14 protein-coding genes are annotated in these 13,314 nt (G+C 62.1%); 8 read left to right on the forward strand and 6 right to left on the reverse strand.

Annotation, left to right across the window (positions count from 1 at the left end; all coding sequences use genetic code 11):
• Positions 1-230 precede the first annotated feature (230 nt).
• The gene (locus tag AC0L3H_RS05200; protein ID WP_473584721.1) at positions 231-1,370 is read left to right on the forward strand and encodes a LacI family DNA-binding transcriptional regulator; all 1,140 of its coding nucleotides are present in this window, start codon (positions 231-233) and stop codon (positions 1,368-1,370) included.
• A 261-nt stretch (positions 1,371-1,631) separates the two neighbouring features.
• Here AC0L3H_RS05200 and AC0L3H_RS05205 read toward each other — a convergent pair whose 3' ends face one another.
• On the reverse strand, positions 1,632-1,955 hold the full coding sequence (locus AC0L3H_RS05205) for a winged helix-turn-helix transcriptional regulator (protein WP_473584722.1): 324 nt from the start codon (positions 1,953-1,955) through the stop codon (positions 1,632-1,634).
• 93 nt (positions 1,956-2,048) lie between these two features.
• On the opposite strand from AC0L3H_RS05205, the gene AC0L3H_RS05210 reads away from it, so the two are divergent.
• Both AC0L3H_RS05210 and AC0L3H_RS05215 read left to right on the forward strand, forming a co-directional pair.
• Positions 2,049-2,666: an NAD(P)-dependent oxidoreductase gene (locus tag AC0L3H_RS05210; RefSeq protein WP_473584723.1), complete on the forward strand. Its 618-nt coding sequence runs from the start codon at positions 2,049-2,051 to the stop codon at positions 2,664-2,666.
• Entirely contained in the window at positions 2,627-3,025 is a 399-nt protein-coding gene (locus AC0L3H_RS05215; RefSeq protein ID WP_473584724.1) for an imine reductase family protein, read from the forward strand. The genes AC0L3H_RS05210 and AC0L3H_RS05215 overlap by 40 nt, the downstream gene beginning before the upstream one ends.
• Positions 3,026-3,469: 444 nt before the next feature.
• Here the strand turns inward: AC0L3H_RS05215 and AC0L3H_RS05220 are convergent, their stop codons facing one another.
• Positions 3,470-3,889, reverse strand: a complete 420-nt coding sequence (locus AC0L3H_RS05220; RefSeq protein ID WP_473584725.1) for a hypothetical protein — start codon at positions 3,887-3,889, stop codon at positions 3,470-3,472.
• A gap of 234 nt (positions 3,890-4,123) precedes the next feature.
• Between AC0L3H_RS05220 and AC0L3H_RS05225 the strand changes: the two genes are divergently transcribed.
• The 3 genes from AC0L3H_RS05225 (at position 4,124) to AC0L3H_RS05235 (ending at position 8,338) form a co-directional block, all read left to right on the forward strand.
• Positions 4,124-4,489, forward strand: coding sequence for a hypothetical protein (locus AC0L3H_RS05225; protein ID WP_473584726.1), 366 nt, complete (start codon positions 4,124-4,126; stop codon positions 4,487-4,489).
• A 136-nt stretch (positions 4,490-4,625) separates the two neighbouring features.
• Entirely contained in the window at positions 4,626-7,181 is a 2,556-nt protein-coding gene (gene secDF, locus AC0L3H_RS05230; RefSeq protein WP_473584727.1) for a protein translocase subunit SecDF, read from the forward strand.
• A 188-nt stretch (positions 7,182-7,369) separates the two neighbouring features.
• Positions 7,370-8,338, forward strand: coding sequence for a LysR family transcriptional regulator (locus AC0L3H_RS05235; protein WP_473584728.1), 969 nt, complete (start codon positions 7,370-7,372; stop codon positions 8,336-8,338).
• A 174-nt stretch (positions 8,339-8,512) separates the two neighbouring features.
• Here the strand turns inward: AC0L3H_RS05235 and AC0L3H_RS05240 are convergent, their stop codons facing one another.
• Positions 8,513-9,115: an ArsR/SmtB family transcription factor gene (locus tag AC0L3H_RS05240; protein WP_473584729.1), complete on the reverse strand. Its 603-nt coding sequence runs from the start codon at positions 9,113-9,115 to the stop codon at positions 8,513-8,515.
• Between the two features lie 234 nt (positions 9,116-9,349).
• Between AC0L3H_RS05240 and AC0L3H_RS05245 the strand changes: the two genes are divergently transcribed.
• Positions 9,350-9,742, forward strand: a complete 393-nt coding sequence (locus AC0L3H_RS05245; RefSeq protein WP_123146189.1) for a GFA family protein — start codon at positions 9,350-9,352, stop codon at positions 9,740-9,742.
• Positions 9,743-9,787: 45 nt separating this feature from the next.
• On the opposite strand, the gene AC0L3H_RS05250 is transcribed toward AC0L3H_RS05245, so the two are convergent.
• Positions 9,788-11,293, reverse strand: a complete 1,506-nt coding sequence (locus AC0L3H_RS05250; RefSeq protein ID WP_473584730.1) for a winged helix-turn-helix domain-containing tetratricopeptide repeat protein — start codon at positions 11,291-11,293, stop codon at positions 9,788-9,790.
• A 134-nt stretch (positions 11,294-11,427) separates the two neighbouring features.
• On the opposite strand from AC0L3H_RS05250, the gene AC0L3H_RS05255 reads away from it, so the two are divergent.
• On the forward strand, positions 11,428-11,673 hold the full coding sequence (locus tag AC0L3H_RS05255) for a DUF1127 domain-containing protein (protein WP_473584731.1): 246 nt from the start codon (positions 11,428-11,430) through the stop codon (positions 11,671-11,673).
• A gap of 137 nt (positions 11,674-11,810) precedes the next feature.
• Here AC0L3H_RS05255 and AC0L3H_RS05260 read toward each other — a convergent pair whose 3' ends face one another.
• Both AC0L3H_RS05260 and AC0L3H_RS05265 read right to left on the reverse strand, forming a co-directional pair.
• Positions 11,811-12,077, reverse strand: coding sequence for a hypothetical protein (locus AC0L3H_RS05260; protein ID WP_473584732.1), 267 nt, complete (start codon positions 12,075-12,077; stop codon positions 11,811-11,813).
• Between the two features lie 339 nt (positions 12,078-12,416).
• Positions 12,417-13,295 (reverse strand): ankyrin repeat domain-containing protein, encoded by an 879-nt coding sequence (locus AC0L3H_RS05265; RefSeq protein WP_473584733.1) that lies wholly within the window; start codon positions 13,293-13,295, stop codon positions 12,417-12,419.
• Positions 13,296-13,314 lie beyond the last annotated feature (19 nt).

Here is a 13,314-nt window from a genome sequence, read left to right on the forward strand (position 1 = left end):
GTGTGGTGAGAAAGGGAACCTTGAAATTGGATCACGTTCCCAGCAATCGATCTTCCAGAACCGCGTATCGCTGTCTCCGCGCTGCTAGCCATTCGGCTGTCAGGATGATAATAATGATTAATCGAGTGCCTGTTTTATAAATGCGAAGCGCCGTCGGCCGTCCTGCCGTCTTTAATGATGTCCCAGAACGACCGCTGGTTAGCCAAGCCGGGAATATGGAATACAATGCCATGAGCGAACCAACGGATCTGCGCGATCCTCCCCTCGAAGCCTCCCGGCGCCGAAAGCCATCGGCCAAGAATCCCAAGAGTCGCGTCACCATGACCGATATCGCCAGGGCCGCCGGCTGCTCGCAGGCAACGGTTTCGTTCGTCCTCAACAACACGCCGGGCATAAGGCTCTCGCAGCAGACCCGCGATCGGGTGATTGAGGCCGCGCGGGGTCTCGGCTATGCGCCACCAGCCTTCTCTGCTCTTCGCAGCCCCATCGCCTCGTTCGAAGGGCTGGACGGGGTGATCGGCTTCGCAGTCGATCAACTGGCGACCAGTCCCGAGGCAGTCGTCGCCATAGAAGGAGCGCGCCAAGCCTCGTGGAATGCCGGGAACGTCGTGCTGGTCGCTCAGACTTTGGGTGATTCCGTCATGGAGCCGCGCGCGATTGCGGCACTGACCAAGCGAGGCATTTCGGCGCTGATCTACATGACCATCTTCACGCGCGAGATCGCCGCGCCCGACTATCTCTACGACCTCGATATCCCGGTCATCCTGCTCAATTGCTATACCGCCGACTACGCCTTCCCCGCCGTTGTGCCGAGCGAAATCGCCGGCGGGCAGAGTTCCACCCGCCACCTGATCAGCCATGGCCACCGCCGCATCGCCACCATCACCGGCGAGCCGTGGATGCAGGCGGCACAGGATCGGCTGAAGGGCTACCGCCGGGCGCTGGCGACGGCCGACATCCCGTTCGATGCGGAGCTGGTGGTCGAGGGCGACTGGTCAGCGAGCGCCGGCTACGCCGCGACCGTCAAGCTTCTGGCGCTCAAGGACCGCCCAACCGCAATCTTCTGCCAGAACGACCGAACCGCGATCGGCTGCTACGAAGCGCTGAAGGAAGCCGGCCTGCACATCCCTGGGGATATTTCCGTGATCGGCTATGACGACGAGGAAATCGCCCGGCATCTGTTCCCACCTTTGACGACGTCGATCCTGCCGCATATGGCGATGGGGCAATGGGCGATCGAGCAATTGGAAGTCCCTGCACCGCCCGGCCGCGGCCGCTACCCCATTACCAAGCTTGAATGCCCGCTGGTCGAGCGGGAATCGGTCAGTGCCGTGGCGCCTGGGCGCACACACGGACTGACAGCCAGCTGAGCACCTCCAGACTTCCGTCAATGCAAACGCCGTACTGATGCCGCTCCAAGCCAGACAAGCGCCCCGCAAAGGGCGGTGGCCCCGAAATTGTCGCCTGGCGTGGTGGATCGGCATCCTTGTGTCCAGAGTTCTGCGGATTGACATACAGTTTCGCCGTCTTCATGCGCCGCAACGATATCGCCCGGTATTGGCTGTCGCTGTTTCCGGCCCGAGGGCGAAGCGCCATGAGCCAACTTCCAACTCGCATGGCGAACGGCATCCTTAAGCATCGGTGCGGGAAGGGAATTGCTCACCCCAACGGCATAACGCCTCTGCTCCAGCATTGAGCGCCGCTCCGCTTTCTGTCAACGAATAGACGACCTTGGTCGGCGATCCCGGATAGACTTCTCGGTTCACAAGCCCGTCAGCCTCCAGTTCGCGTAATTGCTGCGTCAGCATCTTTTCACTGATCGCCGGAATGGACTGCCTCAATCGGCCGAACCTGCGAGACGCCGTTCCAAGCTCACAAAGACTATCCACTTTCCACTTCCCTTCGATCTCCTTGATCGCCGTTGCGAAGCCGCAATTGCCCGTCGGCTCATTCATGATGCTCTCCTTACCGTTGGGTAACCACTTACCTCCAGGTGCGTATTGTGCGCCCCATTCACTCCGACATACCTCTGCCCTTGACGGCAAACATTGGCGCCGCTCGCCTATTGGCGTCTATTGGCATGGAGTGATGCAATGAAGCTTTCAATCAGCGTTGTCGGGACGGGTCGTATGGGATCGGCGCTCGCCCGCGCCCTGCTCCGGTCGGGATATCGGACGACGGTCTGGAACAGGACGAAACAGAAGGCCGAACCGCTGGCCACGCTCGGCGCCACTGTCGCGGGGTCCGTCCTGGAAGCTGTCAATGCGGCTGAAATTGTCATTGTGAACGTAAGCGACTACCAGGCAACCGCTGCAGTTCTGCACGACGATGCTGTTGCTTCAGCTATTCGCGGCAAGCTGGTCGTGGAACTCACTTCGGGAACGCCGCATGGCGCACGTGAAGCCGCTGAATGGTTTGCCGAGCACGGAGCCAGCTATCTCGATGGCGCAATCATGGCCACGCCGGATTTCATCGGCACAGATGCCGGGACGATACTGATCTCGGGGCCAAGCCAGGCTTTCGACGCGAACGAGGAGATGTTTCGTGCCTTGGGCGGCAATGTCCAGCATATCGGGGAAGAGCCGGGACGTGCGAACGCGCTTGATAGCGCGCTGCTTGCTCTCATGTGGGCGCGCTGTTCGGCACGCTGCATGCGATCGCCGTGAGTCAGGCCGAAGAGATCGACCTCGGCGAGTTGGCTCGGCAGTGGACCGCAACAGCGCCTGTTGTTGACGGGCTTGTCGCCGACCTGATCAAGCGAACGGATGCTGGCCGTTTTGCCAGCGACGATGAGACGCTCTCGTCGATCTCCCCGCATTACGGCGCATTCCAGCATCTTTTGGAGCTGATGGAGGCGCGCAAGATCGACCGCTCTGTGGCCGACGGTTACGACGCGATCTTCCAACGGGCGATTGCAGCTGGCCACTTACATGATGATTTCGCAGCGTTGTCGCAATTTCTGGGAAGTCCGGATAAGAGATCTCTCCGATCTGGAGTGCGAGGCGGATCCCTTCTGACTGGCTGAGCGGATTTGGTCTCCGGCCTTATTGAGGCGGACCACGCTTTGCCGTCAGCCAGCGGGATCGGGCTTTGTTGTCCGAGCATGGGCCGGTCAGGCATGGGCCGGTCAGACCAGTGACCTACTTGGGGGAATAGAAATGCCTTTGACGCTTCTCATCGATTCGTATTGTGCTGCTTGGTCCGATCAGAACGCCGAGCAGCGGCGGGCATTGCTGTTACCGATCTGGAGCGATGGCGCGACATACACAGACCCTACAGTCCATGCGACTGGCGCGGAAGAACTGCTCGCGCACATCGCAAGAGTTCTGGCCAAGCGTCCCGGTGCCCGTATCCTACGGACAAGTGACGTGGATGTTCATCATGGGATCGCACGCTTTGCGTGGAAGTTTGTGATGCCTGATCGATCGTCCTTCCCTGAGGGTTTGGACATAGCCTTCCTCGACCCTGGTCATAAGCGAATAACGCGTATCGTCGGCTTTTTTGGGCCGTTGGCACGGTCAAGCTGATCGACCAGCGCGTGCCAGCCCGTGCGCCACCAGCCGATCGATAATCTCGCAATAGCGACGCCGCTTGCCGCCATCGCCTTGGAATACATGCTGATATCGGTGGCGAGGATGGGACGGAATGCGACTGGGGCGAAGTGCTGGCCTGGGAACCGCCAAACCGCATCGTCCTGGCATGGCGGATTCGCGCCGACTGGCAATATGATCCGTCGCTGCTGACCGAAGTCGAGGTCAAGTTCTCCGAGGCCGGCGAGAACGCGACTCGCGTCGAGCTCGAGCATCGTCAGCTTGAGAACATGGGCGCGGCCGGTGAAGCGGTGCGTGAGATCTTCGAATCCGATCGTGGCTGATGCGGTATCCTGCAAAACTATGTCCGGTTGATCGAGAAGCGGTAGGCTGCCAACCGATCGGCCAACTGACTTACCCTTTGAGTACGTGAAAGCTGCGCTTCAATTCGCAACGCAAGTGCTATAGTGAGACCAGGAAAGCGGCTCGCCGCTTACCGAGGCAACGAAAGCGAAAGCGTATTGGTCGCAGTGTATGAAAGCCGTCCCGATGGGATGAGACGAAGCGGCCGAGGACGGGACGGGCCTGGCGTCGTGCTCAGCCTGGGTGCCGGTCTGCGGCTGCTGGCTTCGCTGCTCTTTCTGATCTGGACCATTCCTGCGGCAACAGCCGACCAGGTTGCGCATGACCTTGCCGAAGGCCAAATCGGCGCGACCGAACCGGTCACACACCCGACTGTCCTTGCCCGCAGCATTGCGCGCCACGTCGGTGCTGAGACTTCCCGTGTCAAGACACCTGTCATTGCGAGAGATGGCAAACCGTTTTGCATTATCGTGGATTTGCGGCTGCCGCTCGAAACTGCGTCAGCCGCACCGTTTGGCATATGGTCCGAAGACCGGCCGGAACTGTCGCCGATCCACGCCTTCGATGCGCGCGCGCCTCCGCTTCTCACGGCGTGAACCTGGCCGCGCGACCGCGGCTCTAGACTCGCAAAACTTCACATCGCGTTCCGTTCGTCGAGTTGCTCGCCGATCGGAACGCCAAAGCTCTTGTCGGAGGCGGTTTGCGCCCGATATGGGCTGAACGGACAAGAACATGCTGCATTTTTCGCGCTGGAAGACCATTCTCATCTGGCTGACGGTCCTGGCCGGTATTCTTTACGCAGCTCCCAATCTGGTTCCCGCCTCCACTCTGGCATCGCTGCCGAATTGGCTGCCCAAGCAGCAGCTGACGCTGGGGCTCGACCTGCAGGGCGGCTCGCACATCCTGCTCCAGATCGATCGGCAGGACCTTGCCAACGAACGCCTCGAATCGGCACGCGACGAGGTCCGCACATCGCTGCGCGATGCCCAGATCGGCTATACCGGGCTTGCCGGCACCGCCAGTTCCATCCAGGTCCGCATTCGCGACCAAGGCCAGATCGAAGCGGCGAAGAGCGCGCTCGAAAGATTGGCGCAGCCGATCTCGACGGGCATGTTCATGAGCGGCTCGGTGACCGAGATGGAGATGACCGAGCCGGAACCGGGCCTGCTGCGCTTCACGCTGACCGAAGCCGGGATCGACTACCGGATCGCCGCGGCGCTGACCCAATCGATCGAGGTGGTGAGCCGGCGCGTCAACGAACTCGGCACGACCGAGCCGATCATCCAGCGCCAGGGATCGGACCGCATCATGGTCCAGGTGCCGGGCCTGCAGGATCCGCAGCGGCTGAAGGATATCCTCGGACAGACGGCTAAGCTGACCTTCCAGATGGTCGACCAATCGATCCCGGTCGAGGAGGCGATCTCCGGCCGCCCGCCGGCGGGCTCGACGGTGATGTATTCGACGGAAGAGCCGCGGGTTCCGCATCTGATCGAGAACCGGATCATCGTTTCCGGCGAAAACCTTGTCGATGCGCAGGCAACCTTCGACCAGCGCACCAACGAGCCGGTGGTCTCGTTTCGCTTCGACAGCCGCGGCGCCACCCGCTTCGGTCAGGCTACCCAAGCCAATGTCGGGCGCCTGTTCGCGATCATCCTCGACAACGAGGTGATCTCCGCGCCGCAGATCCGCGAACCGATCCTGGGCGGCACCGGGCAGATATCCGGCAGTTTCACGGTGGAGAGCGCGAACGATCTTGCGGTCCTGCTGCGCGCCGGTGCACTGCCTGCCGACCTCACTATCGTCGAGGAGCGCACCGTCGGTCCGAGCCTCGGCAGCGATTCGATCGAGGCGGGCCAGTTCGCGGCAATCATCGCCGGGGTCCTCGTCGTCGGCTTCATGCTGTTCGCCTATGGGCGACTGGGGCTGATCGCGAATATCGCGCTGCTGGCGAACGTCGCACTGATCATCGCCGTCCTGTCCGTGCTCGGGGCGACGCTGACGCTGCCTGGCATCGCCGGCATCGTGCTGACGACGGGCATGGCGGTCGACTCCAACGTCATCATCTTCGAGCGCGTCCGCGAAGAGAACCGCCAAGGGCGCTCGATCGTGCAGTCGATGGATTCCGGGTTCAAACAGGCGCTGGCGACTGTCGTCGACGCCAATGTGACGACGCTGATTGCCGCCGTCATCCTGTTCTTCCTCGGCTCGGGGCCGATCAAGGGGTTTGCCGTCACCCTCGCCATCGGTATCGTCACCACCGTGTTCACGGCGTTCACGCTGACGCGTTGGCTGGTCGCGTTCTGGCTTCGCCGGCAGCGGCCGAAAACCATGCCCGCCGGTGTCATGCGGCTGGTGCCCGACGACACGCGCGTGCCGTTCATGGCCTTCAGAAAATACGCCTTCACGCTGTCCGTGCTGTTGTCGATCGCTTCGGCGGTGCTGTTCTTCACTGTCGGCATGAACTACGGCATCGACTTCCGCGGGGGTTCGAGCATCGAGGTGCAGGCAAAGGGCCAGCAGGCCGACATCGGCGACATCCGTGAGCGGCTGACGGGTCTCGAACTGGGCGAGGTGCAGGTGCAGGAGTTCGGCTCGGCCCGGGATGTGCTGATCCGCATCGGCACCCAGGGGGGCGGCGACGTTGCCGAACAGTCCGCCGTCGAGAAGGTAAGAAGCGCGCTCGAAACCGACTACGAGTTCCGCCGCATCGAGGTTGTCGGTCCGACAGTGTCCTCCGAACTCGCGTTCAACGGCACAATGGGCGTGCTCGCCTCGCTGCTGGCGATGCTCGTCTACATCTGGATCAGGTTCGAGTGGCAGTTCGGGCTCGGCGCCATCATTTCGACGTTCCACGACGTGATCCTGATGGTCGGCTTCTACGTCGTCGCCGGCATAGAGTTCAATTTGACCTCGATTGCCGCGATCCTGACTATTGTCGGCTATTCCATCAACGATACGGTTGTCGTCTATGACCGGGTCCGCGAGAATCTGCGCCGCTATAAAAGGATGCCGATTGCCGAGCTGCTCGACCTGTCGATGAACCAGACGCTGGCGCGAACGGTCCTGACCGGCGTGACCACGCTGTTTGCGCTGGCGGCGCTTTCGATCTGGGGCGGCGAGGTGATCCAGTCCTTCACAGTCGCAATGATCTTCGGCATCCTCGCCGGGACCTATTCCTCCATCTTCGTCGCCGGGCCGCTGCTGATCCTGTTCAAGCTCCGGCCGGGCGCCCTCAGCCAGGAGGAAGCCGCAGTGGCGAAAGAGCCGCCAGCGCAACAGGCCTTGTAATGGGCGGTGCCATCTCTTTGGGTCCGCTGTAGCTCCAGCGCGGCCGCCTGCTCCAGGCTGACACCCGGGACGAGCGGGTCCGCGTGACGGTGCTCGAGCCGCCATTCGCGTTCGTCCGAGCGATGCACCGCTCAGCCGGCAGAATTGCATGTTGATCTTGATGAAGCCGATGATATGATTTCAGGAATATGCTGAATGAAACTGATCTTTCGCGCACCGATCTCAATCTCCTCGTCCTCTTCGAGGCCGTGCTCGGAGAGGGCCACGTGGGCCGGGCGGCGGACCGGCTTAACCTGACGCCATCGGCAGTCAGTCACGGACTAGGCCGGCTGCGCCGGCTCCTCAACGATCCGCTGTTCCTGAGAACGCCCAAGGGCGTGGTGCCGACGGCGCGTGCTACGGAACTCGCCGCGCCGATCGCCGACGTTCTGGCGCGCGTGCGCAGCGTGATGGCGACTGCCGCGCCCTTCGATCCCGCCACGGCCATCCGCCGGTTCGCAATCGGCGCACCGGACGGTGTCTCAGCCGTGATCCTGCGCCCGCTCCTCGCCGAACTCAGCCGGATTGCGCCACGCATCGACGTCGGCGTGCGTCAGATCTTGCCCTCGCCAGCCCGCGTCTGGCGGAGCGCGATTGTCGATCTCGAGGCGCACGCCATCGATATCGCGATCATTCCGTCCGATGACATCCCGCCTCGCTTCGAAAAGCGCTGCATCTACGAAGAGGACTTTGTCATTGCCATGCGCCCTGGACATCCGTTCGCGCGTGATCCGAGCCTGGAGCGATACTGCAGCATGCAGCATCTGGTCGTCTCGGACAGCGGCGATCCTTACGGCTTCGTCGATGAACAACTGGCCAAGCAAGGCCGGGCGCGACGGGTTGCGTTGACGGTTCCGAACTTCATGTTTGCGCTCGCGGTCATCGCCGAGACCGACCTCATCTCGGCCCTGCCGCGGCGGTTCGTTGCCATGCATGCGGCGCGTTTCGGCGTGCTGAGCCTCGATGCCCCGTTGCCGTTGCCCGGCTTCCGGCTCAACGCCGTCGCTCCCAAGGTCGCGATGATGGATGCGGGCGTGGCATGGCTCTTCGATCTGCTTGCGGAGCAGACTGCGCAGAACCACCCCAGCGGCTTGCCCGCACGAAGTCGGCAATCATAGCTCGGAAAGCTTCGTCGGCGCCGCCAGCGTGGATGAAACTGACAATTGCGTTTCCCCTGCAGCGCTACTCCGCGGGAGTTGGGAAGTGCTTTCCAAGCCGGGTTCGCCATTTTGGCTCCTCCCGTTTTGCGATGCTTGCTGCATCGACCGATGCGATCGCCGGCAGCATCTTTTTTACTGAACCTCCTTTCCTTGCGGGTTGGCTGGTGACGGATGCGCCGTCACGACAAGGCGATGCGACCGTCCCTGCGGCGCAGTTTCGTCGTGATAGCGTGCCGCCAGCGTGGTGATGGCCTCAGTCAATTCACGCGTGAACGAGGCGCGGTCGGCGGCGGAGCGGAAGCGGATTTCGGTGTCGATCGCCAAGGTCGCCAAGCGCTTGCCGGCATCGGTGGCGGCGCGCTGGAGAACTCCGATCTCCCGCACCAGCCGGGCGCCGAGCGCGATCAGGTAGCTTGCCGACAGGCGGTCCGGGGTGCTGTCCGGATCGGCGCCGACCGGACCCAGTGCGCTCGTCGAGACGACATAGCTTGTGGCGCTCGCCACCATCAGCCGCTCCGTCAGGCCACCCCACTTGCGCGTGTCTGCAACTTGGACAAGCCCGTGCTCCTCCAGAGCATGCAGGTGGTAATTGATCTTCTGCCGCTTGAGGCCGAGGCGTGTGGCGAGGGTAGCGGCCGAGGCCGGCTCCCGCAGTTCTGAGAGGAGTTGACTCCGAACGGGCTCCAACGCGGCGGCCGCCGCGCTCGGCCGATCTATGACTTCGATATCGAGCATGCAGCCCTCACATTGACAATCTTTCCTGTCAATGCGCGTTGACGAGTGTAATTGTCAAGAGCGAAAAGGCCGCTTCGTCCGAACTGTCCAGCTGGCTGCGGCTGCAGCAAGCGAGCCAGCTATCGCTCACTGCGGAGTCGATGCGTCCCGCAGACGGCCCCGCACGGGGCAATTGCAATGACGGTGCCGTTCGTTGTAGCCATTGCGACCGCTTGATTTTGGAGGAGACGCAGCATGGACCGATTCACTGGCGGTTGCCTGTGCGGCAACGTCCGGATTGTGGCGTCGGGACTCCCATACCGGGTCGGCATTTGTCATTGTCTCGACTGCCGCAAGCATCATGGCGCCCTTTTTCACGCTTCCGCGGTGTTCCCCCAGGATGCGGTGACGATCGAAGGTGAGACGCGCGACTACGCCGGGCGGTTTTTCTGCCCCCGCTGCGGTTCGACAATTTTCGGACGCACCGCCGACGAAATCGAAGTGAACCTGGGATCCCTGGATGCCCCTGACCAACTGATGCCAACCTACGAAAGCTGGATAATCCGTCGCGAGTCCTGGTTGCCGCCGTTTCCGCTCACGAGGCGGTACGAGCGCGATCGTGACGCCACGAGTCGCTTTGAGGAATAGTCGCACGAACGCTGCGAAAGCGTTTTGGGAGGTCACGCCGGCACGTCACTCCGGAAGACCGGCCTTGCGGAAGCCATCGACGAAATGCTCGAGCGTCACAGCGTCGCGGAATGGCTCCGTCGCGGCCCAGTGGCGGGTGGTGAAATGCGGGTTGCCGACGAGGAACAGTTCGGCCTCTGCGCGCGCCTCGTCGAGGCGGCCCAGTTGGGCAAGGCTTGCCGCCAGGAAGCGGCGCGAGCTTGTACGATAAGTCTCGTCCCTGCGCAGTGTTTCGACAGCCGCTTCGTATTGGCCGGCGGCATATTGCGCCTGGCCAAGCGTCAGATAGTACCAACTTGCCGGAAACGGGTTCAACCGGAATGCCTTGCGAATGTGCTCAAGGCCTTCCTTGACCCGTCCGGCCAGGACCGCGATGTCGGACAATGCCGCCCAGGCATCGGCCTCGTTCGGATCGAGCTCGATCGCCCTGGCGAATTCCGCATCCGCCTCGGCGAAGCTGCGCTCATAGGCAAGCAGGTAAGCCAGAACCCAGCGGCAGCCGGCATCGTTCGGATCGATCGCCACGGCTTTGCGCGCCAGTTCCAACGCAACGCTACGGGACGTTTCGGTAGGTCCGCCGGAATGCACCCATCCCATCCAGTGGTTCATGGCAAGCCAGCGATAGGCCTCGGCATATTCCGGATCGAGCGAAACCGCGCGGGTGAGCATCAGATGCGCTTCGCGCGCCGTCTGCGGCGTGTCATCCATCAGCTTGCGCGCCCGCACGCAGAGGTCGTAGGCCTCAAGACTTTTGGGCCGGTTGCGCGGCGGCGGTGCGCGCAGCCTGCCGAGCAACGCCTCGACGATCTTGCCGGTGACCTCGTCCTGAACGGCAAAAATGTCTTCCAGGCTGCGATCGAAGCGCTCCGCCCATAGATGGTCGCCACTCACTGCGTCGACCAGCTGGGCGTTGATGCGCACGCGCCCCGCAGCACGTCGTGCGCTCCCCTCCAGCAAGTAGCGCACGCCGAGATCCTGCGCGATATCGCGCACGTCCATCGCCTTTCCCTTGTAGGCGAAGGCCGAGTTGCGTGCGATGACGAACAGTCCGGAGACCCTGGACAGGTCGGTGATCAGGTCTTCGGTCAAGCCATCCGCGAAGGATTCCTGCTCGGGATCGTTGCTGACATTGACGAAGGGCAGCACCGCTATCGATGGCTTGCCGGGCAGCGGCAAAGGTTTTCGCTTCGCGCCGAGCTGTTCGACGGCCCCCGTGAAGCGGTAGCCGACGCGCGGAACCGTGGCGATCCATTCGCCGCCATCTGCAGCCGGGCCAAGCAGCTTTCGCAGCACCGCGATCTGTACGGTGAGGTTGCCTTCCTCGACAGCCGTGCCCGGCCACGCCGCGTCCATCAACTCGGCCTTCTCAAGGATTTCGCCGGCTCGTCCAACGAGCGCCGCAAGCAGCTTTAGCCCGCGGTAGCCTACGGCAACGGGGACATCGTTGCGAAGCAGCGTTCCCGCACCGGAATCAAGCACGAACGGACCAAAGGCAAAGCGCGATCCCTGCATGCGGCGTATCTATAGCCCGTTTGGAAGTTTTGAGAACTATTTGGCAGAGCTTAATTACGGCGCTGTTCGTATCCTGCAGAATTCAGCCTCTTTCAGGTCAAAGGTCCCTGGACCTCAAACCTATGGAGGTTGCTATGAACGATACTCTTGCATCGGCCCCGCATCAGGCAGGGGCAACGCCCGTCGAGCCGGCGGGAATATTGCGTCGGCAACACGGCCTGGCGACCCTGCGAAGCATTATCGCGGCGTGGGACGAGCGGAAACGCTTTCGCTGGGAACTTGAGCAAATGGCGAAGGACAATCCCCATTTGATCGACGACATCGGTCTGACGAGACGGCAGGTCGAGGCAGAGATCGCCAAGCCCTTCTGGCGGCGATAATCCTTGTCGCCGCAAAGTCGCGAACCTGTCATCCTCGTCCTGGCTGGGCCAAAAATTTCGGAACGATGCGAGAAGCTGGGCCGCCGATCCGACGCCAAGATCGGGCCTTGGCATGCGTCAGCGGCCCGGCTTCTTCCCTAGTCGTCGTCGTCATCATCCGTGTAGCGGTCGCGATAGCGGCGACGATCATAGTCCCTGTAACGACGGGAGGATCGGTCCTCCTGGTAAACCCTGCGTTTGACGTAGGTCTCGCAATAGTCATCTTCACAGTAGGTCTCGACAATCCGCTCACGCACAACGCCGTTGTTCGACGAGCTATTCGAACTGGTGTTCGAGGACTGGCTGCCGGCGTGGGCAACGACTGTCGCCATCATCGTAGCTGATGTCACCAGTAGGAACTTCATACGCATGGCTGCCTCCATTTTTGGCTAGATAGCGCAACGCAAAGCCAAGTCGAGGTGAACTCAACGGCTGGGCATGCGGAGCGTGCACTGCAGTCCAGCCCAAAGTGTGGCTTGGCGCGCCGGACAGGATGAAACTGGGGTCTCGTACATTGTTGCTGCGCCTTTCTGAGATCACCGCTCGGAGCGGTCCGACTTGCGCCCCATAAACTGCCCTCGCCGCCCAGCCAAGATCGGACCAACCGGTCATTGGTCAAGGGGACGCGAAGTGACCTCCATGCAGAATTCGAGCGCTCATCGGCTTCGGCGCAACCCGGCCGCGCCACTCCTGGGCGCGAGGGCTCAGGGTAGCGGGATTGGCTTGTCACTGAGTGTGCGCAAGTAGGCAATTATGTTTGTTCTTTCAGTCTCGTCCGGAGCACCCGGCACCTCCATGTAAACGCCCGGCGTGGTGAGCATGGGCTCAAGCAGAAATTTGTTCAGGTCCTCATATGTCCAGACACCCTGCCATGCCAGCAAGGCGTCGGAGTAACGCCTCTTGGCCACAGATGCTTTGTCGCGACCGACGACGTTCCACAAAGTCGGTCCCTGATTGGCCCCTTCGTCCGGCACGGCATTGTGGCAGTAGGCACAGAGGCGGGAGAAGGAGGCTCGGCCTTTCTCCACGTCGGCGGCAGCCAACTTCTTCGCGATCGGGGCTGGCGTTGGCAAGATGACGCCGTGCGCGATGAGATAATCAGCCACTTCGCGTTGCCCCTTGAATTTCGCCAGATGGAGCGGTGTCTTGCCGTCCTTTGTCTTCGCATTCACATCCGCGCCGGCCTCAACCAGTGCCTTCACGCAATCGAGGCAACCGGATCTGGCGGCGATGTGAAGGGCGTTTTCGCGGTTGCGCTGCGAATTTGGATTTGCGCCCCTCTCCAGCAACAGATTGATCAAATCGATCCGGCGTTTTGCCAGAGCCGGCATGAGGGCAGGACCCAAACCCGGCGTCGGGGCGGCGTTGACGTCGGCACCGCGTTCGATGAGCAGTTTTGCCGCCGCAAAATGCCCGCCCCTGACCGCAAGATAGAGTGGTGTGGCTTGCCCATCGCTCTCATCGACATCGGCGCCTGCGTCGAGCGCTGCCGCAATCGCCGCGACATCGCCCGTTTTCGCGGCGTCGTGGATGGCGGCGGCATGCGATGCAATCGGTGCAAGCACCAACAGAATGAACAGCAAAACCCCGCGCATCCGGCAC

The sequence above is a fragment of the Mesorhizobium sp. WSM4816 genome (genome assembly GCF_055811535.1).